This is a genomic window from Pararhizobium qamdonense (genome assembly GCF_029277445.1).
GTDB classification, from domain to species: Bacteria; Pseudomonadota; Alphaproteobacteria; order Rhizobiales; family Rhizobiaceae; genus Pararhizobium; species Pararhizobium qamdonense.
The window spans coordinates 363,795-385,242 of sequence record NZ_CP119567.1 but is presented as its reverse complement, the minus strand read 5'-3'; the positions used below and the strand labels follow the sequence as shown (position 1 = coordinate 385,242).

The following is a 21,448-nucleotide window of genomic DNA, read 5'->3' as shown; positions in this document are numbered from 1 at the left end:
TTGATTTTGACCTTTCGGATGAGCCTAGACGCGATCGAGGCGGCATGCCACTACGCCTTGACGGCGGCCGGAGCGACTGCGGCCAACGCCGCCTCCGTCGCGCGATCGACGCGGCTGGCGGAACAGGACGGTATCCGCAGTCACGGCCTGCTCTACGTGCCGATATATGCAAGCCACCTGCGCTCCGGCAAGGTTGATGGCGCGGCCGTGCCGACCGTGTCGCAGCCGCGTCCGGGCGCCGTTACAGTCGATGCCGCAACGGGGTTTGCCCATCCGGCAATCGATGCCGGCTGGGATGCCTTCATGCAGGCGGTGCGCGACAACGGCGTTGCCGTCCTCACGGTCAGCAACTCCTACAATTGTGGCGTACTCGGCCATCACGCGGAGCGTATCGCCATGCATGGGTTCCTCGGCCTGTGCACCACCCACGCACCGGCATCGATCGCACCGCCCGGCGGGCGCAGACCCGTCATCGGCACCAATCCTTTCGCCGTTGCCGTACCCGACGGAAAAGGCGCCGCCGCCTTCGTCATCGACCAGTCGGCCAGTGCGATCGCCAAATCCGAGATCTTGCTTCGCGCCCGCGAAGGCCGCGCGATCGAACCCGGCTGGGCGATCGACAGCGAAGGCCGGCCAACCACGGATGCGAAAGAGGCTCTCGACGGCGCCATGCTGCCAGCGGGTGGCTATAAGGGATTTGGGGCTGGGCTCATGGTGGAACTCCTTGCCTCCTGTCTCTCCGGCGCCGTTCTCAGCAAGGACGCAAGTGCCTTTTCCGGCGATGCCGGGGGGCCGCCGCGCACCGGCCAATGCTTCATCGCCTTCGATCCCGCTGCATTTTCCGGCCATTTTCAAAGTCAGGTGGAGGCTTTGATGGCGGCGATCAATGTTCAGGAGGGAGCCCGCCTGCCAGGATCAAGGCGGGCAGAAGCGCGGCGAATGACACAGCGCGACGGTGTTTCCGTTGACGCCAGCCTGTTGTCTCGTATTGCCGCAATGACTTAAGAAAAATTGAAATTTGGATAAGTTGTTTCGATTTGATTAAAGAGGATTTGTTGGCCATCGTTCATATGCCCGTCACGTAGTCCGGGCCAAGCCAGAACGAGGGAACAACAATGAAAATTTCGATCTCAACGAGTTTGTTCGCCGCTTTTGTCGCGGCGACCGCCGGCCTTACCGCGCAGCAAGCCCAGGCGACAGAGTGCGGGACAACGGACAAGATCACCATCGCCGAGATGACCTGGCTTTCGGCCGGCATGCTGGCGAACGTGACCAAAACCGTTCTCGCCGACGGCTTCGGCTGCAACGCGGAAATCGTGCCGGGCGACACCGTGCCGACAGCAACCTCCATGCTGACCAAGAGCCAGCCTGATATCGCGCCGGAACTCTGGGTTTCCACCGCCAAAGCAACCTGGGATCAGATGATCGCCAAAGGCAATGTCTACAAGGCGGGCGACATTTTTGAAAAGGGAGGAGAAGAAGGCTGGTGGATCCCGGACTACCTGGCCGAGAAGAACCCGCAGATCAAGTCCGTCGAGGATCTGAAAGCCAACTGGAAGGTCTTCGAAGATGCTTCCAACCCCGACAAAGGCCGCTTCTACGCCTGCCCCCCGGGCTGGGGTTGCGAGGTCATCACCAACAATCTCATCAAGGCCTTGGGGATTGAAGAAACATTCGAGATCTACCCGACCGGTTCCGGGGCCAACCTGAAGGCAACGATCGCACGTCAGGCGGCGCGTAAGGCGCCCTTCGTCGGCTACTACTGGGGTCCGACGGAAGTGATCGGTAAGTACAAGCTGAAGCGTCTCGACATGCCGGCCTACGACGCCGCGAAATTTACCTGCCTTACCGATACCAAATGCGAAGCGCCGCAACTGACCGGCTGGGCTGTCGGCGAAGTGGCGGTTGCCGTGGTGACCTCGCTGAAGGAGAAGGCCCCTGCGGTTGCCGACTATCTGTCCAAGATGCAGTTGCCCAATGATCAGGTGAGCGAGATCCTGGCATGGGGCGACGATAACAAGGCATCGCCGGCGGAAGTTGCCACCTATTTCTTCAAGAATTACGAGCCGATCTGGACGAAGTGGGTCCCCGCTGACGTGGCGGACAAGATCAAGGCGTCCCTTTGACGAATGACGGCAGGTCCACGCCCGGTAACACCTGCCTGGCGTGGATCACTCATCCACCTGACGGCCGCTCGCTTCAAGGATTGACATTTTGGCCAGCAATTTTCCTGAAATCATCGATCTGCGTTCTCTGCGCTTTGCCATAGACGACGGGTTCACGGCCGTGGTTGCAAATTACGGTGAATTTCTCGAGCACCTTTTCCTGCCCGTGCTGCGCGGCCTGATGATGCTTGAGCAAGTCCTGCAGTGGCTGCCGTGGTATGTGACGATCGTGCTGGTCACCGGCATCACTCTCGCCGCCTCGCGCAGCTGGAAAACTGCACTCGTTACCGCAATAATGCTTTTTGCGGTTGGGCTGCTCGGCGTCTGGGACGAAGCCATGGCGACAATCGCGCTGATGCTGGCCTCAACCATTCTTGCCATCGTTCTTGGCATCCCGATAGGCGTGCTCATGGCGCAGTCGAACAAGTTGCGGGCGGCGTGTCTGCCGGTGCTTGATATCATGCAGACCATGCCGATCTTCGTATATCTCATCCCCTTCGTGATGTTGTTCGGTCCTGGCAAAATCCCCGCCTTGCTGGCAACGGTGTTCTTCGCCATTCCGCCGGTCATTCGCCTCACCGATCTGGGCATCAGGCAGGTGGATAGCGAGGTCGTCGAAGCGATCGTCGCGTTTGGCGCCACATCCTGGCAGAAACTTCTCCGCGCTCAGTTGCCGCTTGCCATGCCGACGATTATGGCCGGGATAAACCAGACGACGATGATGGCATTGTCGATGGTCGTCATCGCCTCCATGATCGGCGCGGGCGGTCTCGGCTATCAGGTTCTGCAGGGCATACAGCGGCTTGAGGTCAGCACCGGGCTTTTTGCCGGACTTGCCATCGTGTTTCTCGCTATCATCTTCGATCGCATCGCTCAATCACTCGGACGGCGTTCACAGCAGCACCTGAAGGATGGCGCATAATGACGGCCGCAAACACCAAAATCGTCGTCGAAGGGGTCTACAAGATATTCGGCAATGCCTCCAAGACGGCGCTCGCCATGGCGCGTGAAGGCGTCGCCAAATCGGAAATCCTTGCCAAGACCGGATGCGTGCTGGCGCTCAACAATATCAGCCTCTCGGTCAATGCCGGCGAGACATTCGTCATCATGGGTCTGTCCGGATCCGGCAAGTCCACACTGATCCGCCATTTCAACCGTCTGGTGGAACCGACGGCCGGCAGCATCCGCGTCGATGGCGAGGATGTGCTCGGGATGAGCAGCGACAGGCTCCTCAAATTCCGGCGCGGCGGCATATCCATGGTGTTTCAGCGCTTTGGCCTGCTGCCGCATCAGACAGTCTTGGAAAATGTCATCTGTGGCCTCTCGTTGAATGGCGTACCCGAAGGAGACGCGCTCAGGCGCGGGATGGAGCAGATCGAGATTGTCGGCCTCTCCGGTTTCGAAATGAAATATCCCCGGCAATTGTCTGGCGGGATGCAGCAGCGCGTCGGGCTGGCGCGTGCGCTCGCAACCGAAGCCGACATCCTCTTGATGGACGAAGCCTTCAGCGCCCTTGATCCGCTGATCAAGGCCGATATGCAGGCACAGCTGAAAGACATCCAGAAGCGGCTGAGGAAGACGATCGTCTTCATCACACACGATCTTGACGAAGGGCTGCACCTGGGAGACCGCCTCGCCATTCTCAAGGATGGAAACATCCGGCAGATCGGAACAGGTGAGGACATCGTTTTCTCGCCTGCCGACGATTACGTGCGTCGGTTCGTGCAAAAGGTCGATTATGCAAAGGCCCTGTCAGTCCGTAGCGTCTTGGCAAAGGAAAATCCCGCCGCGATAGCCGAGGTGTCCGGTCAAACCATGAACTTTGGCCAAATGCCCGCATCGGTTGACATCAATTCCTCGTTGGCCTCCTGTTTCCCATTGCTCGGCAGTCATTCGACACTGGTGGTGACAGAAAATGGATCCCCCGTAGGCTCTATTTCCCGTGAGACGACATTTCGCGCCATGGCGCAGTCGTCAAACTGAATAGACCCCCGATACAGTGTTGCGGGGCAAGGTTGCGACTTCATTCTTATCGACGTTTGGGATTAATCCTGGAAGCCTTGCACCCAAGCAAGGCTTCCAGGATCCGTTTGTAAGGACGGTGACCGAATCTCAAGTCCAGATCCAACCACTGCGATCGCGGATTAGTCGCAAGCCATCATTTCGCGTTGATAATTTCTGCCGGGATCGGCGTGCCGTGATACTTCTGGTAGATCTCATTCAGCTTGCCGTTCTGCAGATTGGCTGCCACCCAATCATTGAGTTTGGCCAGCAGTTCCGGTTCGTTTTTGCGAACGCCGATAGCCAGGTTGAGCACGCGAATGGTTATCTTCGGCTCAAATGCCAGCGTTGGGTTCTTGTCGTGCACCTGCTTGACCAGCGTCGCCGAAGTCGCGATCATCTTCGCCTGGCCGGAGACCGCGGCAGTTACCATCGTGGCATCGTCATCGTAGCGCGTAACCGTAAAGCCATGTTCGCTCGCCATCTTGGTAAGCTCGGTGTCCTGCGTCGTGCCGCGGGTAACGGTTACCGTCTGGCCTTTCAGGTCGGCCCAGTCCTTGATGGGCGAAGTCGCCGGTGCTGCGATCACCGACTGGAGCCCGGCATAGGGCTTCGAAAAATCGATCACCTGGGCACGTTCTGGCGTGACCGACAAGGTCGAGACCACGATATCAGCCTTGTTGGTCTGCAGGTTCGGGATGCGGGTGGCGCCAGTCGTCTGGATGAATTCGACCTCGACGCCCCAGTCCTTGGCCAATTGCTGGGCAGTCTCCACGTCGGAGCCGACCGGTTTCAGATTGGCGTCGAGCATGCCGGATGGCGGGATGGCGAGATCGGTCGCGATGCGGATCTTTTTTGCGGCGATGATATCGGCGTACGTGTCGGCAGATGCCGGTATCGACTGGCTCGCCAGTGCAGCACCAACGATACCCGCAAGGGCGAATGTTCTGAGAATTTTCATCTTATCTCCTCCAGTTTTGATGATGAATTCATAGATCGTGACTTAGAAACTCCCGCAGTTCGGGCGTCTGAGGTGCCGCAAGCATGCCGGCGTCACCCTCTTCGTGAACAAGACCTTGGTGCATGAAAATCACCCGGTCAGCGACCTTGCGGGCAAAGTTCATTTCATGCGTGACCATGATCATGGTCATGCCGCTTTCGGCGAGTTTTTCGATAACGCGCAGCACTTCGCCGGTCAGTTTGGGGTCGAGCGCTGAGGTCACTTCATCGAAGAGCATAACCTTCGGCTCCATCGCCAGCGACCGAGCGATGGCGGCGCGCTGCTGCTGTCCGCCGGATAGCTGTTCCGGGTAGCTATCGGCTTTGTCGGACAGGCCGACACGCTCCAGGGCGTTTCGCGCCAGATCGTGCGCCTGCGCCTTCGGTATCTTCTTGACCGAACACGGCGCGAGCATGATGTTTTCTTCGATGGTCAGGTGCGGAAACAGGTTATAGCTCTGAAACACGATGCCGACGTCCAGCCTGAGCTTCCGAAGGTTGAGGTCCGGATCGTGAACCTTGTGGTCCGCAACCGAAATCTCGCCGCTGTCGATCACCTCCAGACGATCGATGCAGCGAAGCGCGGTGCTCTTGCCCGAACCGCTGGCGCCGATCAGTGCAGCAACTTCCCCCTTGCGGACCGAAAATGTGACGCCCTTTAGAACATTGACGGCACCGAAACTTTTCTTCACGTCGTTAAGCGCGATCATTGGCACGGGCATGATTTGCCTCCCTGAAACTGTTGAGCGTCATCTCGCTGGCTTGGCCGTCGCCCGCATTCTCAACCCCCGCCGCTCGAGCCTTTGACTGAGTGCCGACAGCGGGAAGCATAGGCAGAAGTAAAGGCCTGCAACGATGAGATAGATGAGGAAGGGCTCGAAGATGGAATTGTTGATCAGCTGCCCGGCCCGGGTCAGCTCGACAAATCCGACGACAGAAGCAAGCGATGTATTCTTGACGATCTGGACACTGAACCCCACCGTTGGTGGCGTCGCGATCCGAACCGCCTGCGGCAGGATGACCTTGAACATCCTCTGCATTTTGGAAAGCGCCAGGCATTCGGCCGCTTCCCACTGCGCCTTGGGCACGGATTCCAGGCAACCCCGCCAGATCTCGCCGAGATAGGCGCTGACATAGATCGTAAGAGACAGTCCGGCGGCGAAGAGCGGCGTGATCGACAACCCAAGCGTCGGCAAGCCGAAATAAATGATGAACATGATGACCAGCAGCGGCGTGCCCTGGATCAACTGGACATAGGCGCCGGTGACGATGCGGACGGTGCGTGACGGCGTGATCCTGCCCAAGGCCACAAGAAAGCCGAACAGTCCGCCACCGATGAACGCCATGACGCTCAGCACGAGCGTCCAGAAGGCACCGGTCACCAGAAACTGCAAATGGTTGATATTGAGTGCCGTGGTCATCGTTGCCTCCTCACAGCGGCGTGCCGAGCCGGCGACGGCGCGGGAACATGAACATGCCGAGCGCCCAGAATACGGCACGCATGATCAGCGACAGGAAAAGATAGAGAACCGCCACCACGATATAGGCTTCGAACGGCCGGTACGTTTCCGATTGGATGAAATTCGCGGCAGCGGTCAATTCTTCGGCAGATATCTGCGAGGTAACCGACGACGCCAGCATCAGGAGAATGAACTGACTGGTCAATGATGGATAGACCCGCTCCATGGCAGGGCGCAGTCCGACATGCCAATAAAGCTGTACCGGAGAAAGCCCCAAGCATTCGCCCGCTTCCCATTGGCCTTTCTGGATCGAATCGAAACCTGCCCTCATGATTTCAGCCGTATAGGCACCCACATTCACGGTGAGTGCGATCACCGCGACCACGAGCGCGCTGAAAGAGAACCCGAGGCTCGACAGGCCGAAGTAGATCACGAAGATCTGGACCAGAAACGGCGTGTTGCGAATGCTTTCCACATACGTCGCTCCGACGAACCGGAGAATAGGTCCGCCGGACCGGCGCGCGATTGCACACGCAGTGCCGATCACAAACCCGGTGATCGTCGTGATGAATGCGAGTTGGGCCGTCAGCGCCATTCCGTCGATCAGCATCTGCCATCGTAGCAGGACGACAGAGAAATCAAGGATCATGACTGGTTTTCCATAACGGGAAGGCGCGCACCGTCCTGGCCCGTCATCCGGTCGTAGACTTTGAACAGCGCCTGATTGCCATTGGAGCCTTCGCCATGAGCGCGGGCTTCGACATATTGTGCGGTCACGAGCGAGGTGCCCGGCAACGCAACATCGTTTTGCCCGGCCATCTCGAGTACGAGGCGAAGATCCTTGAGCATCAGGTCAATGCGGAAGCCAGCGCCGGCATCACCGGCGATCATGGCCGGGCCGAGCTTTTCGAGCATCCAGGACGAGGCAGAGCCGCCGAGCAAGACGTCCCGCATTTGCGACAGATCGACGCCGCTTGCCCGGCCGAGGGCAAGTGCCTCACAGACAGCCTGGATGTTGATGGCGCAAACAAGCTGATTGCACAACTTGACCGTCTGCCCCGCTCCTGCTGTGCCGACGTGACTGACTGTGGTCCCCATAATCCGCAGCACGGGCAATGCGCGATCGAATGCTGCTCGCTCACCGCCGACCATGATGGAAAGTGCCGCATTCTTGGCGCCGATAGGGCCCCCGGAAACCGGCGCATCAAGCATGGCGATGCCTTTCTCCGCAAGAGCAGTACCCATTGCCCGGGTCGCTTCCGGCGAGATCGTGCTCATGTCGATGAAAATGCCACCGCTTTTCATATTGGCGAGTACACCGTTGCGGTTGACGACATCATCGACCTCAGGTGTGTTAGGCAACATCGAGATGGCGATCTCGGCATTGCTCACCGCCGCAGCAACGCTGTCGCACCGGGTTGCGCCCTTTTCCTCCAACGCATTCACCGCTGTCAGAGAGATGTCGAACACATTCAACGGATAGCCAGCGGCCGCAAGATGAAGCGCCATTTCGCGCCCCATCACTCCCAGTCCGATAAAAGCCAATTTCGGCAGATTTTGATTGGTCATGTCGCTCTCTCCCTCCGTCCCGAACCGGATTCGGTCAGTTCGCCTGTTCAAGTGCGGTCAATTTCTCGACGCGGCGGACAAAGTCTTCATTCCGGTCGAATTCCGCCTCGAGATAGGCGACAACGAGATCGCGAGCGAGCCATGGGCCGACGATCTTGGCGCCGATGCACATCACGTTGACGTCGTCATGCTCCACACTCTGATGCGCGGAGTGAACATCGTGGCACACAGCGGCGCGGATGCCGTTGACCTTGTTTGCAGCAATAGCCGCACCAACGCCCGTGCCGCACACCAGAATCCCGCGCTCGGCTTCACCGTCGCGGACCTTCTTGCACAGCAGGCTGGCGATATCCGGAAAATCCACCGGTTCGGGTGTAAAACTTCCGATATCTTCAACAGCGTGGCCAAGCTCTTCCAGAACGGCAATGACATCCGCTTTCAACGGAAAACCTGCGTGATCGCTGCCAATGACAATATTCATGATTATCTTCCCATCTCGTTGAACTTGATTAGATCGAAGCGCCTGCGCCCAGAGCGATGTCGTGAAGGCTGGCGCGGCGCCGGAAATCGGCGCCGATTTCGAAATGCTGGTGGAGCAAATCATCGGCCCGCACCCGATCCCGCGCAGCAAGTGCTTCCAGAATCAGCCGGTGATGGTCGATCAAAAACTCCTGGATTCCATCGACCCGAATGATTTTCTCACGACGCTCAAGATGCGACCGCATCATCAGTTGCGAGATCGAAGCGTAGATCGTCACCAGCGTCGGCGAATGCGACGCATTGACAATCGCCTCATGAAACTGGAAATCGGCGATGCCGCCAGCGTCCGGCGTGTCGATCGTATCGACGATATGCCGGAGCGCGGTCGCGATATCAGCGAAATCTTGTTCCGTCGCGCGCTGGCAAGCGAGCCGCACGGCGTGATGCTCGATCGCCTTTCTAGCCTCCATGATGTCGCCAGACACATTGGACTCATGTGCTAGCATGAAGCTGAACACATCGCCGAGCGCTGTGGCATCCGGCCGTTTGACGATGGTCCCGACGCCGTGGCGAATTTCGACAGCCCCTATCATCGACAACGCCCGCAGGGCCTCGCGCAACACCGGTCGGCTGACGCCCAAATGCGCCGCAAGTTCCCGCTCGGGCAACAGGCAGTCTCCCGCTTTCAGCTCGCCTGACAGGAGCTGGTCGCGCAGGAAGGCCGCCACCCGGTTATGGGATCCAACTTCCTGCGGCTCGCGGCGAATTGTTTTCATGGCTTCAATTTTCTGTATTTACCGTGGTATGACCTCTCATATATCCACGGCATTGCCACTGTCAAGTCGCGGTGGCGACCTGGCATCCCCTGCCCAGCTTAAAAGACTTTTGATTATCGCCAGAATCCGAACCATCTATTGATTTCGCGCGTTCCCTTGAAGCCAGAAAAATGTTTTCAATCAACATTATAGGCCGGATTCGGTGTAACAATGCGAAGGGGTTCAAATTCTGCTGAATCCAACACCAGCACCAAAAAACAGCCGATGCTGAAATTCGCTGTTGCCAAGCGCCAATCCACTTAATACAATGTTAAGTGAGAGGTGAGGCCATGGACGATATCGCTGTTGCTGCGAAGAATCAGGCTGCTGTCGGTGCGAAGGTCAAGGCTTTCCGCAATGCCCGGCGCATGTCGCTGCGCACGCTGGGAGACACTACCGGCACAACCGCGAGCTTCCTCAGCCAACTCGAGCGCGGTCTAAGCGGCGTCAACATCAGCACGTTGATGCGCATTGCCGGCGCGCTCGGCATCAGCCTCACCGACCTTTTCGACGATGGGTCCCCGCCCGTCGGTCGCGTCCTGCGCAAACATGAGCGCCCTGCCCTGCCACCGGCCGAGGGCTATCGGAAGATGCTTCTGTCGCGCCGCCCGATCCGCGACATGGAGGTCTATATCGGTGAATTCGATCCCGGTGGCTCGACGGGCGACAAGCCCTACAGCCATGGGGATTCGCATGAACTCTTCTTCGTTCTGCGGGGCAAGGTGGAACTCACCCTCGGCGAAGAGCGCCATATGCTGTCGGCCGGCGACAGCATCGAATATCCAAGCTCGGTTCCGCACAAGACCGAAAACATCGGCACGGAAACCGCTGAAGTCCTTTGGATGATCGCGCCGCCTACCAGCGTCGCGGATGACCTCGATAAATACCTGCCACGGCTTGGCTCGTAACCGCAGCAGGAACAACGCAGGCGAGCGCTACTGGGAGTAATGACGATGAAGAATTTTGCGAGGGCTTTCGCCCTAACGATGACGTGCGCCCTGGCGTTGCCGGCGTTTGCACAGGAAAAGCCGGTCGCCGGCGAGGTGAAGGAAGGTTCGCTCAAGGGCAAGACGCTGACCTTCGTCTCCTATGGCGGCATCTACCAGGACGGCCAGGTCGCCGCCCTCCAGGATTTCGTCACAAAATCCGGCGTGACGCTGCTCAACGACGGCCCGACGGAAATCGCCAAGCTGAAGGCGCAGGTCGATGCCGGCAACGTCACCTGGGATGTCGTCGATACCGCCGACCTGCCGCCCTACGTCCATTGTGGCACGCTGTTCCAGAAGCTCGACTTATCCAAGCTCGACGTCTCGAAGATCCCGCCGAACCAGGTCGGCGAGTGCTCGGTCCCGGCGATGAACTACGGCGTCGTGCTGATGTACAAGAACGAGACTTACAAGGACAATCCGCCAAAGAACTGGGTCGATTTCTTCGACACGGAAAAGTTTCCCGGCAGCCGCGCCATCGACGGCAGCGGCGATCCGACCGGCGGCCTGATCGAGCAGGCGTTCAAGGCAGCTGGCGGCGACCCGAAGGCGATGACGGCCGATGATATCGAGAAAGGCATCCAGAAGCTGCGCGATCTCGGCCCGGACACGATCTACTGGAAGACCGGCGCGGAATCGCAGCAGCTTGCCGAATCCGGCGAAGCCGACATGGTCATGATGTGGACCGGCCGCGCGATGACCGCCGTGAAGAACGGCGCACAGTATACGCCGGTCTGGCAGGATTGGCTGGTCGTCATGGACCAGATGACCATTCCGGTCGGCGTCAAGGATACCGATGCTGCCTATGCGCTGCTCAACGCCTATCTCGGCGCCCGCTCGCAGGAGATCCTGGCTGAAAAGACGTCCTACACGCCGATCAATCTCGACTCCAAGCCGAAGGTGGACGACGTCACCGCCGCTTTCCTAACCAGCACGCCGGAGCGTATCGGTCAAAGCTATCAGCAGAATATCCCGTTCTGGGTGAAGAACTTTGATCTCGCCGCCGAGAAGTGGAACGCTCTTCTTTCTGGAAACTGAACCCCTGATCCCTCGCAAGTCCGGCCCCGGCCGGGCTTGCTTCCATGACGGGAGATCTCCATGACCACCGCCACCCCCGACCTGGCCACTGGTGCTAAACAGCCGGGCTTCCTTTCACGATTTCGCCCCCGTGGCACGGTCTGGCTTGCGGTGCCCGCCGTGCTGGTGCTGGTGATCGCACTGGCCTATCCATTGGCGATCGTCGTCGTCCGCAGTTTCACCGATCCAGCACCCGGCATTGGCAATTATGTCTGGTTCTTCCAGTCTGCGGTCAACAGGACGGTGCTGCAACGGACCTTTGTGGTTGCGGCCTGGGTGACGCTGGTGTCCCTCATCTGCGCCTACCCTTATGCCTACGCCATGACCATTGTCGGCAAGAATGTCCGGCTGGTGCTGATCCTTTGCGTGCTCGTGCCCTTCTGGCTGAGCGGCGTCGTGCGCACGTTGGCCTGGGTCATCCTGTTGCAGGATTCCGGCGTCATCAATTCCTTCCTGCGCGGCCTCGGCCTGTCACCCGTCAAGCTGATCCGCACGCTGCCGGGCGTTATCATCGGCATGACGCAGGTGCTGCTGCCCTTCATGATCCTGCCGATCTATTCCGTGATGAAGGGCATAGATACACGGCTGTTGCAGGCTGCCCGCAGCCTCGGCGCAAAGCCCTGGCGCGCCTTCGTACAGATCTACATGCCGCTGTCGCTGCCCGGCGTCTATGCCGGCGTCATCATCGTCTTCATCCTCTCGCTGGGCTTCTACATCACGCCGGCGCTTCTCGGTGGTCCGCGCAGCATCATGTTGTCCTCGCTGGTGCAGAACCAGGTACTGAGCCTGCTCAACTGGGGCCGTGGCGGAGCGATGGGCGTCGTTCTGCTGGTCGCAACCTTCGTGCTGCTCGCCATCGCCGCCCCGTTGATGCGCCAGAAACACACCAGCTCGCGCAGGGAGGCTTAAGCCGATGCCCTCTTTCCCGCGCATTTTCCTCGGTCTCTTCTGCCTGCTCGTCGCCGTGCTGTTGCTGGCGCCGACGCTGGTCGTGATCCCGATGTCGTTCAACGGCAACAAATCGCTGGCTTTCCCGCCGGTCGGTTTCTCGTGGCAATGGTACGGCAACTTCTTCACCAATCCCGACTGGACGACGAGCTTCACCAACTCGCTGTTCATCGCCCTCATCGTCGCGGTGGTCGCAACCATCGTCGGTACCCTCGCCGCCTTCGGTGTCACCCGCGCGGCGGCTCGCACCGGTGGACTGCTGCGTGCGCTTCTGATCACGCCGATGGTCGTGCCCGGCGTAGTGCTGGCGATCGGCATCTATGCCGTCTATCTCGACGCCCATCTGGTCGGTACCGTCACGGGCTTCGTGCTGGCGCATACAATGCTCGCTATTCCTTTTGTCCTGATCGCGGTGCAGGCCAGTCTTGAAGTCTTCGACCAGCGGCTTGAAACAGCGGCATCAAGCTTAGGCGCCGGCCGGCTGACGGTGTTTCGCACGGTGACGTTGCCGCTGATTCTGCCGGGCATCCTTTCCGGCGCGCTCTTTGCCTTCATCACGTCGTTCGACGAAATCATCGTCGCGTTGTTCATCACCAGCCCCTACCTGAAAACGCTGCCGGTACAGATCTATTCGTCGATCACCCGTGACGCCGACCCGACGGTTGCCGCCGTCGGCACCCTGCTCTTCATCGCAACGTCGCTCATCATCATTGCAGGCCTGCTCTTCGGCATGCGCCGTGGAAGGACATGACCATGAAAGCACCCCAACGATCCGCTGGTGCTGCGATCGAAATCCGCAAGGCTTCGAAGCGTTACGGCGCCTTCGTGGCCCTCAGCGACATCGATCTCCACATCCGCCCCGGCGAGTTCATGACGCTGCTCGGCCCTTCCGGTTCCGGCAAGACGACGACGCTGAACCTGATCGCCGGCTTCACCGACATCAGTTCCGGCACGCTGGAAATCGGCGGCAAGAGCGTGACCGGCCTGCCCTCGCACAAGCGCAACATCGGCGTGGTCTTCCAGCACTACGCGCTCTTCCCGCACATGACAGTCGGCAAGAATGTCGCCTATCCGCTGACGTTGCGCGGCATCAAGGGCGAGGACCGCGAACGACGGGTCAAGCGCGCGCTCGACATGGTGAAGATGGCGGATTTCGCTCACCGTTATCCAAGCGAGCTTTCCGGCGGCCAGCAGCAGCGCGTGGCGCTCGCCCGCGCGCTGGTCTTCGATCCGCCGCTGCTGCTGATGGACGAGCCGCTCGGCGCGCTCGACAAGAAGCTGCGCGAATGGCTCCAGCTCGAGATCAAGCGCATCCACCGTGAACTGGGAACCACCTTCGTCTACGTCACCCACGACCAGGAAGAGGCGCTGGTGCTGTCTGACCGCATCGCCGTCTTCAATGGCGGCCGCATCGAGCAGATCGGCACGGGACGTGAACTCTACGACAACCCGGCGACGCTGTTCGTTGGCCGCTTCATCGGCGAATCTACCGTATTGCGGGGCGCAAGCGAAGTCTCCGGCAACGATACGATCATGACCATCGGCAACGACAGGATCGTCGCGCGCGGCCGCCTTGCCGGCGATGCCCGGCCGGTCATGCTGCTGCGGCCGGAGCGCGTGGCCCTGAAACGCACGGGCAGCGATATCGTCACCGGCGAAAACCGTCTGTCCGGTACGGTCGCGGAGGCGATCTATCTCGGCTCCGGCTCGAAATACGAGATCCGGCTGAACGACGGCACGATCGCCGTCGTCCGCAGCCCGCTGGGCGCAACGGATTTCGCCATCGGCGACAACGTGGACATCGCCTTCACGCCTGCCGATCTCATTCTTCTGACCGACGATGCCAGCGCCGACGTGACGCTGACCTGAACCCGAAAGTATTCCCATGGACGTCAAGACCAACGGCAACATTTCCTTCTGGTACGCCGATATCGGCGGCATTCCCCAGAAGCGCCCTCCCTTACCCGGCGATCGCGAGGCTGATGTCTGCATCATCGGCGCCGGTTATACCGGCCTATGGACCGCCTACTATCTGAAGAAGGCCAATCCGGCCCTCAATATCGTCGTGCTCGAGCGGGAATTTGCAGGCTTCGGCGCATCGGGGCGCAATGGCGGCTGGCTCTCCGGTGGCTTCAGCTGGTCGCGGGAAAAGTATGCAAAAACCTCCAGCCGCGGCGCCGTCGTCGACATGCAGAACGCCATGGCCGGGACCGTCGATGAGGTCGAGCGCGTAACAAAGGTAGAGGGAATCGACGCCGATCTCATTCGCGTCGACAAGATCATCGCTGCGACCAACGCCGCCCAGCTTGAACGTGTGCGCGCGGGCTATCAGTTTGACCTTGATTGGCAGATGCCGCCGGAACGGGTGCAGCTTTTGTCGGCGGACGAGGCCGCAAAGCACATCAATATCGCCAACCTCCGCGGCGCCATCATCTACCGCGGCATGGCCCGCGTGCAACCGGCCAAGCTGGTGCGCGGCCTTGCGCGTGTCGTTGAAGGCCTTGGCGTGTCGATCTATGAGGGAACGAGCGTCAAGTCTTTTGAGAAGGGTCGGGTCGAGACAGACCGAGGCATGGTGCGCGCGCCATTTATCATCCGTGCCACTGAAGGTTTTTCTGCAGGCCTGCCGGGCTATGAGCGGACATGGCTTGCGCTGAACAGCGCCCAGATCGTCACCGAACCCGTGCCGGACGCGCTCTGGAAGGAAATCGGCTGGGAAGGCCATGAGTTGCTCGGGGATGCGGCGCACGCCTATTGCTACGCCCAGCGCACGCGCGAGGGCCGTATCACCATGGGCGGGCGTGGCGTTCCCTATCGCTTCGGCTCGAAGACTGACGTCAACGGCCAGACGCAGCAGGCAACCATCAACGCGCTCTACGGCATCCTCACGCGGTTGCTGCCGCAGACGAAATCGCTGAAGATCGACCACGCCTGGTGTGGCGTGCTCGGCGTGCCGCGCGACTGGTGCACGACGGCCGGTTTCGATCGCTCGACGGGTATCGGCTGGGCTGGCGGCTATGTCGGCCTCGGCGTCTCCAGTTCCAACCTTGCCGGCCGCACGCTTGCCGATCTTGTTCTCAACCGCGAGACGGAACTGACCGGCCTGCCCTGGGTGAACCGCACGGTCCGCAAGTGGGAGCCTGAGCCGTTCCGCTGGCTCGGCGTGCACTCCATGTACCAGCTCTACCGCATGGCAGACGACCGCGAATTCGCCGGCCAAACGCGCACATCGAAGCTTGCGGCGCTTGCCGACAGCATCACCGGCCATTGAAACACGGACTTTAAGACAGGACATATGATGATCAGTTTTGAGAATTTCGGCGACCTCCTCACCCTCGATCTCGGCGCCTTCGCGTCGAAACAGACCTCGCTTGAGGGCAATCAGGAGGAGGCGGCTGTCGCGCTCTGGACGAGCGCCGACGGCAAGATGGAAACCGGCGTCTGGGAATGCACGCCTGGCCGCTTCACCGCCGACCGCAGCCAGAACGCCGAGATCTGCCACATCCTCGCCGGCCGCGTGACGCTGCACAACACCGACGGAACGGCCAAGGAGATCGGCGCTGGCGAAATGTTCGTGCTGCCGCTCGGCTGGCGCGGCGAATGGACGATCCACGAGCAGACCCGCAAGATATACACAATGGTCGCTGCCGGCGTTTGAGCCGCTTCAACAATTCGTAATAGCGGCAAATGGACGGGCCGGGGCAAATCGATGATGTCGTTCAGACGCTGGACCGTGTCTGTGAGAAGACCGGCTATCCCAAAACGATCAGGGTCGATAATGGCAGAGAGTTTATCTCCCGCGATATGGACCTTTGGGCCTACGTCAACAAGGTCACGCTTGACTTCTCGCGGCCAGGCAAACCGACCGACAATGGCTTCGTTAAAGCGTTCAACAGCAAGCTGCGGGCCGAATGCCTGAACGCGCACTGGTTTCTGACCCTTGCGGATTCGCGCGAAAAGTTGGAGACTTGGCGTCGATACTACAATGAGGATCGTCCTCACTCGGCAATCGGATATAACGTCCCGATTGCGATACATAATCCCGGTGGCGCCACCAGCCCGTCATCGTGATGAAAGCCCGGAAACTCTAATCCCCGGCGATCCAAGGTTTGGGCTCAGAGCAAATAAACCGAAGACTCTCCTGAAAACTGGAGGGACGATGGGTCTCAGGTCAATGGTCTTCAAGCAATTGATATCCTTCCCAGACCGGCTACAAGCTAGCCTGGCTTTCCGGGTTCCCAAAGAAGCTCGTCACCCGTCGCGTCATTTGCCCCCAGCAAACGACCACTCCACACCCCATCTCAATCCCTCAATCCCCCAACAAATTGTCCCGCAACGTCGTGCCGGGATAAGCGTTGCGATACCGGCCGCGGCGTTGCAGTTCCGGGACGACGAGATCGACGAACTCTTCGAAGCAGCCTGGAGTGTAGGTTGCGATCAGCATGAAGCCGTCGGCGCCGCCTTCGTCCATGAAGGTTTCCAGTTTATCGGCGATATCGGATGGCGTGCCGACGAGGACGGGCATGCCCATGCCCTGCGCATAGATGATCGCCGCTTCGCCGATGGTCACGGGCGCGCCGTCGCGCGCGTAGAGGATCGATTCGAACAATCCCTGGATACCCGGCACTTCGATGTTCTGGACATATTCGTCCAGGTCGTATTTCGAGAAATCCAGTCCGAAATGTCCCGACATCCAGGCGAGCGCACCCTCGAGCGGGATGCAGGCCTTGATGCGTTCATATTTCGCCTGCGCCTCTTCGCGGGTTTCCGCGACGACCGTCTGGACACCGAAGATCAGCTTGACGCTGCCTTCTTTTCTGCCGAAACGCTCGCGCACCCGTTGGTCGAGGTCGCGGCTATAGTCGCGCATGCGGTTGACGGTCGGAAGGACGGCGAAGATCGCCTCGGCATGTTTGGCGGCGAAGTCCCGGCCCCGATCGGATGATCCCGCCTGCCAGAGCACCGGTTGCCCCTGCGGCGACGGTGCCACGAAATGGCGGCCGCGGCATTTGAAGAATTCGCCCTCGTGGATGACTTCGTGGACCTTTTCGGGATCGGCATAGATGCCGCTTGCCTTGTCGGCGATGATGGCGTCAGGCTCCCAGGAATTCCAGAGCTTGTAGCAAAGCTCCATATATTCTTCCAGGCGCTCATACCGGTGCCCCCGCTCGCTCATCTCCGCGCCATAGGCATCCCACTCGCTTTTCGAGTAGGACGAGACGACATTCCAGGCGACGCGGCCGCCGGACAGGTGGTCAAGGCTCGAAAGCCGGCGTGCCATCGAATAGGGGTGCTCGAACGCCGTCGAAAGCGTGACCCCTACCCCAAGATGCTTGGTTGCCCCGGTGATGATCGGCGCGATCGTCGATGGTTCATGGGTTGGGCATTGCACCGCATATTTCACGGTGAGATCGGAGGAATTGCCATGGGTGTTGTAGGGTGCCAGCTCATCGGCGATGAACATCGCGTCGAACAGGCCGCGCTCCATGGTGCGCGCCATATGCTGCCAATAGCCGGGGCTGGCATAATCCCAGCCGACCTTGTCCTTGGGATGGCGCCACATCCCCGTGGCATGGCTGTTGACGCCGTGCTGGATGAAGCCGAGGAGGTGAGCCTTTTTTTGTGTCATAGCGTTTTTTCAATTCTGCAGGAGGTTTTCACGAAGCGTCTTTCCGGCATAGGCCGTCCGGTAGCGGCCACGCCGCTGGAGTTCGGGAACGACGAGATCCACGAATTCCTCAAAACAGCCGGGCGTGTAGGTTGCGAGCAGCATGAAGCCATCAGCCCCGCCCTCGTCCATATACAGTTCCAGCTGGTCGGCCACATCCGACGGCGAGCCGACAAGTGCCGGCATGGCAAAACGCATGGAGTAGATATCGGCCGCTTGCGCGATCGTTACCTCAGCGCCGGCCCCTGATCTGACCAGGGCATCCTTAACCCCCTGGATCCCGGGTATCTCGATCTCCTGCAGGGGTGTATCGGGATCGTATCTGGAAAAATCGACGCTCAGCTGTCCCGACAGCATGGCGAGCGAGCCTTCTCTCGGCAAAAGCGCACGAATATCGTCAAACTTGCGCTCCGCCTCCCGGCGCGTCTCAGCCACGATCGGCTGCACGCCGTAGATCATCTTGACGCTTCCTGCCGCCCGCCCGAATTTGCCGGTCACCCGGCCATTCAGATCGTCGGAATAGGCGCGCATCTGAGCAATATCGGGATGGATCGCAAAAATCGCTTCCGCATGTTCTGCGGCAAAATCCCGGCCTCTTTCGGAGGATCCCGCCTGCCAGAGCACGGGCTGTCCCTGCGGCGACGGTGCGACGAAATGGCGGCCACGGCATTTGAAGAATTCACCTTCGTGAACGATTTCGTGGACCTTTGCAGGGTCGGCGTAAACACCGCTTTCCTTGTCGGCGATGATGGCGCCCGGCTCCCAGGAATTCCACAGCCGCTTGCACAGGCCGACATATTCCTCGATGCGGTCATACCGGCGGCTTCGATCGTCCATGGTGGCGCCATAGGCATCCCATTCGCTTTTCGAATAGGAGCCGACAATGTTCCAGGCGACGCGGCCACCGGAGAGATGATCAAGGCTGGAGAGGCGCCTTGCCATCGAATAGGGGTGTTCGAAAGCGGTGGACAAGGTGATCCCCACCCCGAGATGGGAGGTGGCGGTGGTGATGATCGGCACGATCGTGGAAGGTTCGTGCGTCGGGCATTGTACGGCCCATTTCACCGTCGCATCGGAGCTGTCGGCGAAGCTGCTATAGGGTGCCAGTTCGTCGGCGATGAAGATGGCGTCGAAAAGCCCCCTCTCCATGGTCCGCGCCATATGTTGCCAATAGTCAGGCCGGGTGAAATCCCACCCGACCTTGTCTTTTGGATGCCGCCACATGCCCGTTGCGTGGCTATTGACGCCGTTCTGGATGAACCCGAGGAAGTGCGCTTTTTTCTTTTCCGTCATGCGATCGATTCCGGCTCAAGGCCATTTCCAAAGGTCAGTGCGAGCGGTTCTGCTCTTTTTGAGCGGCCTCAGGCGAGAGTTCGATTTTTGTTTCAAAAAAGAACGCAACCCCTACCCCGACGGTGGTCACAAGCACGAGGAAAGGACCGACATAGATGAACCAGGAGGCGTACCCAATTCCCACGACGCTGACGATGGAGGTCAGAAAGGCAAGCGCGATGCCCGCCCAGTGACCGTTTTGGGGCACGGTGCCCTGATCGTCCTTGCCGTTGCGGAAGTCGGCAATCGCGTTGCGGACGCCACGCCAATATCCTGCGGCAAAATAGAGGGTGGACAGAAGCGCACCTGCGATGATGACGATGGTGATGTTCGACATTGTTTGCCTGTCCTTATTCGGCTGGAGACGCGATAGCAGCGCCGTTCGAGGGGTGACCAAGAGCGATGTCGTTGGTCTTGCGCAGGTCAGCGTAATCGAACCGCTGTGGCTGCAGCAGAGCGCCGATCACGACGGTCAAACCGCTGATCCCGACGATACTGATGGTTCCGATCAGATCTCCGTAGAGATGGCGGATCGGCATGCCGACGAGGATCGCAAGCACAATGCCGCTGACGAAGCCGAGGGTCGTTGTTCGCGGCCAAAGGATTGCGAGAACCAGCGGCAGCAGGATCGAGCTTTTCAGGGCGTAGATCGTCAGCACTAGCGTCGTGAAATCCACGCCCGACAGCACGATCAGGAATGCGATCAGACCACCGGCCAAAATGGAGACTTTGGTGATCAGGAAGAGTGCACTTTCCGTCGTCCCCGGCGCGAAACGCTTGACGATATCGACAGCGACGATCGACGAGAGAGCCGAGCTTGCGCCGTCAATCGTGGAATAGCAGGCCGCCAGGATCATCAGAACGTAGATGACGACGATGAACAGAGGCAGGCCCAGATGCGAGATCAGGTAAGGGCCAATGGCCGCCGTGTCGCCGCCGATATCGGCCGGTGTCAGGCCGTAGGCGATACCGATCAGCCCCAGCGTTCCCAAGGCAATCGGGATCGGATAAAACAGCACGCCGGCCCAAACGAATGTCCGGTTGACATATTCGGCCTTGATCGCCCAGGCTTTCTGCCAGAACGTCTGGTCGGCGATTGCCGCCGCAAAAATGCCGAGCGCAAGGGTGATACCGAAGCCAGCGGCCGCGTCCCAACGCAGAACCGAAAGGTTGTCCGGATTGGCCTCGCCGACGCGCTGAACCACAGCGGCCGTTCCCCCCGGAACGGCGTCGAAGGCCAATGCGACGATGATGGCTGCGGGCACCGTGATCATCAGCAGATTGATCGTTCCTGTCATGACGCTCGTCCAGAGCCCGCCGAAATAGGAATAGGCCAGCACCGATAGCAGGCCGACAAGGGCTGCATAGGTCCAGTCGATGCCGAAGACCGTCGACATGACGACCGACGTGCCCTTCAGGTTGATGAGGATCTCAAGGATGATCCCGAAGATCATCGTCAGCGTCACGATCGACGTCGCCACGCCGGACTGGTTGAAGCGGTTCTTTGTGAATTCCGAGATCGTGTAGCCGTTCGGCATCTGGCGGCGCAGGATCCTGGTGAAGGGCACCAGAAGCATGATGGCCAGGCCATTCGGAACCACGAACCAGAACAGGCCGGACAGCCCCCATTCGAACGTCATCGCCGATGTCATCATCACCGCCATGGACCATGTCCACACCGAGATGACGGAACCGACGCCGAAACCGAAGCCGATCTTGCGGCCAGAGATGATAAAGTCGTGGGTGTTTCGCACCAAAACGCGCCGGATGAAAAATGCCAGCACAAGGCTTGCGACACCCAGCCCGACGAGCAGGGAATATCCCAGAAGCGGTGTCAGCCCCGGCGTGAGCTGTAAAGTTGTCTTATCCATTATTACAATCCCCGAAACGTATCTAAAATGTCGCGAACGACGCGGCCGGGACCGTAGTGAAGCGGCAAATCGAACAA

General features: G+C 59.7%; 22 protein-coding genes and 1 pseudogene. 12 read left to right on the top strand and 11 right to left on the bottom strand.

What is annotated here, in order from left to right:
• From PYR65_RS23050 to PYR65_RS23035, 4 genes are all read left to right on the top strand, one after another.
• Complete coding sequence (locus PYR65_RS23050) at positions 1-1,005, top strand: Ldh family oxidoreductase (RefSeq protein WP_407951352.1); 1,005 nt, start codon at positions 1-3, stop codon at positions 1,003-1,005.
• Positions 1,006-1,115: 110 nt separating this feature from the next.
• On the top strand, positions 1,116-2,126 hold the full coding sequence (locus PYR65_RS23045) for a glycine betaine ABC transporter substrate-binding protein (protein WP_276121741.1): 1,011 nt from the start codon (positions 1,116-1,118) through the stop codon (positions 2,124-2,126).
• 88 nt (positions 2,127-2,214) lie between these two features.
• Complete coding sequence (locus PYR65_RS23040; protein ID WP_276121740.1) at positions 2,215-3,087, top strand: ABC transporter permease; 873 nt, start codon at positions 2,215-2,217, stop codon at positions 3,085-3,087.
• Positions 3,087-4,148, top strand: a complete 1,062-nt coding sequence (locus tag PYR65_RS23035) for a quaternary amine ABC transporter ATP-binding protein (protein ID WP_276121739.1) — start codon at positions 3,087-3,089, stop codon at positions 4,146-4,148. The genes PYR65_RS23040 and PYR65_RS23035 overlap by 1 nt, the downstream gene beginning before the upstream one ends.
• A gap of 175 nt (positions 4,149-4,323) precedes the next feature.
• Here PYR65_RS23035 and PYR65_RS23030 read toward each other — a convergent pair whose 3' ends face one another.
• The 7 genes from PYR65_RS23030 to PYR65_RS23000 are packed head-to-tail and all read right to left on the bottom strand — an operon-like array spanning position 4,324 to position 9,450.
• The gene (locus PYR65_RS23030; protein ID WP_276121738.1) at positions 4,324-5,127 is read right to left on the bottom strand and encodes a transporter substrate-binding domain-containing protein; all 804 of its coding nucleotides are present in this window, start codon (positions 5,125-5,127) and stop codon (positions 4,324-4,326) included.
• A gap of 28 nt (positions 5,128-5,155) precedes the next feature.
• Entirely contained in the window at positions 5,156-5,887 is a 732-nt protein-coding gene (locus PYR65_RS23025; protein WP_276121737.1) for an amino acid ABC transporter ATP-binding protein, read from the bottom strand.
• Between the two features lie 27 nt (positions 5,888-5,914).
• Positions 5,915-6,586 (bottom strand): amino acid ABC transporter permease, encoded by a 672-nt coding sequence (locus PYR65_RS23020; protein WP_276121736.1) that lies wholly within the window; start codon positions 6,584-6,586, stop codon positions 5,915-5,917.
• 10 nt (positions 6,587-6,596) lie between these two features.
• Entirely contained in the window at positions 6,597-7,274 is a 678-nt protein-coding gene (locus PYR65_RS23015) for an amino acid ABC transporter permease (protein ID WP_276121735.1), read from the bottom strand.
• Positions 7,271-8,194: an NAD(P)-dependent oxidoreductase gene (locus tag PYR65_RS23010; protein ID WP_276121734.1), complete on the bottom strand. Its 924-nt coding sequence runs from the start codon at positions 8,192-8,194 to the stop codon at positions 7,271-7,273. The genes PYR65_RS23015 and PYR65_RS23010 overlap by 4 nt, the downstream gene beginning before the upstream one ends.
• Positions 8,195-8,228: 34 nt before the next feature.
• Complete coding sequence (rpiB, locus tag PYR65_RS23005; RefSeq protein ID WP_060639117.1) at positions 8,229-8,675, bottom strand: ribose 5-phosphate isomerase B; 447 nt, start codon at positions 8,673-8,675, stop codon at positions 8,229-8,231.
• A 28-nt stretch (positions 8,676-8,703) separates the two neighbouring features.
• A complete protein-coding gene (locus PYR65_RS23000; RefSeq protein ID WP_276121733.1) occupies positions 8,704-9,450 on the bottom strand; it encodes a FadR/GntR family transcriptional regulator in 747 nt (248 codons plus the stop codon).
• A gap of 329 nt (positions 9,451-9,779) precedes the next feature.
• Here PYR65_RS23000 and PYR65_RS22995 point away from each other — a divergent pair, with 329 nt between their 5' ends.
• The 8 genes and pseudogenes from PYR65_RS22995 to PYR65_RS22960 form a co-directional block, all read left to right on the top strand.
• A complete protein-coding gene (locus tag PYR65_RS22995) occupies positions 9,780-10,397 on the top strand; it encodes a helix-turn-helix domain-containing protein (RefSeq protein ID WP_060639115.1) in 618 nt (205 codons plus the stop codon).
• 39 nt (positions 10,398-10,436) lie between these two features.
• Complete coding sequence (locus tag PYR65_RS22990) at positions 10,437-11,513, top strand: extracellular solute-binding protein (RefSeq protein WP_060639114.1); 1,077 nt, start codon at positions 10,437-10,439, stop codon at positions 11,511-11,513.
• A gap of 60 nt (positions 11,514-11,573) precedes the next feature.
• Positions 11,574-12,461: an ABC transporter permease gene (locus tag PYR65_RS22985; protein WP_276121732.1), complete on the top strand. Its 888-nt coding sequence runs from the start codon at positions 11,574-11,576 to the stop codon at positions 12,459-12,461.
• A 4-nt stretch (positions 12,462-12,465) separates the two neighbouring features.
• Positions 12,466-13,251 carry an ABC transporter permease gene (locus PYR65_RS22980; RefSeq protein WP_060639112.1) on the top strand — a complete coding sequence of 262 codons (786 nt, stop codon included), beginning with the start codon at positions 12,466-12,468 and terminating at the stop codon, positions 13,249-13,251.
• Between the two features lie 2 nt (positions 13,252-13,253).
• Positions 13,254-14,369 (top strand): ABC transporter ATP-binding protein, encoded by a 1,116-nt coding sequence (locus tag PYR65_RS22975; RefSeq protein WP_276121731.1) that lies wholly within the window; start codon positions 13,254-13,256, stop codon positions 14,367-14,369.
• A gap of 16 nt (positions 14,370-14,385) precedes the next feature.
• Positions 14,386-15,771 carry an NAD(P)/FAD-dependent oxidoreductase gene (locus PYR65_RS22970; RefSeq protein ID WP_276121730.1) on the top strand — a complete coding sequence of 462 codons (1,386 nt, stop codon included), beginning with the start codon at positions 14,386-14,388 and terminating at the stop codon, positions 15,769-15,771.
• Between the two features lie 27 nt (positions 15,772-15,798).
• Positions 15,799-16,158, top strand: a complete 360-nt coding sequence (locus tag PYR65_RS22965; RefSeq protein ID WP_276121792.1) for a cupin domain-containing protein — start codon at positions 15,799-15,801, stop codon at positions 16,156-16,158.
• Between the two features lie 50 nt (positions 16,159-16,208).
• Positions 16,209-16,571, top strand: a pseudogene (locus PYR65_RS22960) (integrase core domain-containing protein); the annotation flags it as partial.
• A 238-nt stretch (positions 16,572-16,809) separates the two neighbouring features.
• On the opposite strand, the gene PYR65_RS22955 reads toward PYR65_RS22960, so the two are convergent.
• From PYR65_RS22955 to PYR65_RS22940, 4 genes are read right to left on the bottom strand one after another with little or no spacing between them, the layout of a single operon-like run.
• Entirely contained in the window at positions 16,810-18,129 is a 1,320-nt protein-coding gene (locus tag PYR65_RS22955; RefSeq protein WP_276121729.1) for an LLM class flavin-dependent oxidoreductase, read from the bottom strand.
• A gap of 9 nt (positions 18,130-18,138) precedes the next feature.
• Positions 18,139-19,461, bottom strand: a complete 1,323-nt coding sequence (locus PYR65_RS22950) for an LLM class flavin-dependent oxidoreductase (protein ID WP_276121728.1) — start codon at positions 19,459-19,461, stop codon at positions 18,139-18,141.
• A 34-nt stretch (positions 19,462-19,495) separates the two neighbouring features.
• A complete protein-coding gene (locus PYR65_RS22945) occupies positions 19,496-19,837 on the bottom strand; it encodes a hypothetical protein (protein WP_276121727.1) in 342 nt (113 codons plus the stop codon).
• A gap of 13 nt (positions 19,838-19,850) precedes the next feature.
• Positions 19,851-21,371: a sodium:solute symporter family transporter gene (locus PYR65_RS22940; RefSeq protein WP_276121726.1), complete on the bottom strand. Its 1,521-nt coding sequence runs from the start codon at positions 21,369-21,371 to the stop codon at positions 19,851-19,853.
• Between the last annotated feature and the right edge of the window lie 77 nt (positions 21,372-21,448).

Bases quoted from the DNA above. Each gene is read 5' to 3' on its own strand.
- rpiB (WP_060639117.1), bottom strand. From the start codon at position 8,675: ATGAATATTGTCATTGGCAGCGATCACGCAGGTTTTCCGTTGAAAGCG.
- PYR65_RS22950 (WP_276121728.1), bottom strand. From the start codon at position 19,461: ATGACGGAAAAGAAAAAAGCGCACTTCCTCGGGTTCATCCAGAACGGC.
- PYR65_RS23020 (WP_276121736.1), bottom strand. From the start codon at position 6,586: ATGACCACGGCACTCAATATCAACCATTTGCAGTTTCTGGTGACCGGT.
- PYR65_RS22955 (WP_276121729.1), bottom strand. From the start codon at position 18,129: ATGACACAAAAAAAGGCTCACCTCCTCGGCTTCATCCAGCACGGCGTC.
- PYR65_RS23045 (WP_276121741.1), top strand. From the start codon at position 1,116: ATGAAAATTTCGATCTCAACGAGTTTGTTCGCCGCTTTTGTCGCGGCG.
- PYR65_RS22970 (WP_276121730.1), top strand. From the start codon at position 14,386: ATGGACGTCAAGACCAACGGCAACATTTCCTTCTGGTACGCCGATATC.
- PYR65_RS22975 (WP_276121731.1), top strand. From the start codon at position 13,254: ATGAAAGCACCCCAACGATCCGCTGGTGCTGCGATCGAAATCCGCAAG.
- PYR65_RS23015 (WP_276121735.1), bottom strand. From the start codon at position 7,274: ATGATCCTTGATTTCTCTGTCGTCCTGCTACGATGGCAGATGCTGATC.
- PYR65_RS22990 (WP_060639114.1), top strand. From the start codon at position 10,437: ATGACGATGAAGAATTTTGCGAGGGCTTTCGCCCTAACGATGACGTGC.
- PYR65_RS22985 (WP_276121732.1), top strand. From the start codon at position 11,574: ATGACCACCGCCACCCCCGACCTGGCCACTGGTGCTAAACAGCCGGGC.
- PYR65_RS22965 (WP_276121792.1), top strand. From the start codon at position 15,799: ATGATCAGTTTTGAGAATTTCGGCGACCTCCTCACCCTCGATCTCGGC.
- PYR65_RS23025 (WP_276121737.1), bottom strand. From the start codon at position 5,887: ATGCCCGTGCCAATGATCGCGCTTAACGACGTGAAGAAAAGTTTCGGT.
- PYR65_RS23010 (WP_276121734.1), bottom strand. From the start codon at position 8,194: ATGACCAATCAAAATCTGCCGAAATTGGCTTTTATCGGACTGGGAGTG.
- PYR65_RS23030 (WP_276121738.1), bottom strand. From the start codon at position 5,127: ATGAAAATTCTCAGAACATTCGCCCTTGCGGGTATCGTTGGTGCTGCA.
- PYR65_RS22945 (WP_276121727.1), bottom strand. From the start codon at position 19,837: ATGTCGAACATCACCATCGTCATCATCGCAGGTGCGCTTCTGTCCACC.
- PYR65_RS22980 (WP_060639112.1), top strand. From the start codon at position 12,466: ATGCCCTCTTTCCCGCGCATTTTCCTCGGTCTCTTCTGCCTGCTCGTC.
- PYR65_RS22940 (WP_276121726.1), bottom strand. From the start codon at position 21,371: ATGGATAAGACAACTTTACAGCTCACGCCGGGGCTGACACCGCTTCTG.
- PYR65_RS23035 (WP_276121739.1), top strand. From the start codon at position 3,087: ATGACGGCCGCAAACACCAAAATCGTCGTCGAAGGGGTCTACAAGATA.
- PYR65_RS22995 (WP_060639115.1), top strand. From the start codon at position 9,780: ATGGACGATATCGCTGTTGCTGCGAAGAATCAGGCTGCTGTCGGTGCG.
- PYR65_RS23000 (WP_276121733.1), bottom strand. From the start codon at position 9,450: ATGAAAACAATTCGCCGCGAGCCGCAGGAAGTTGGATCCCATAACCGG.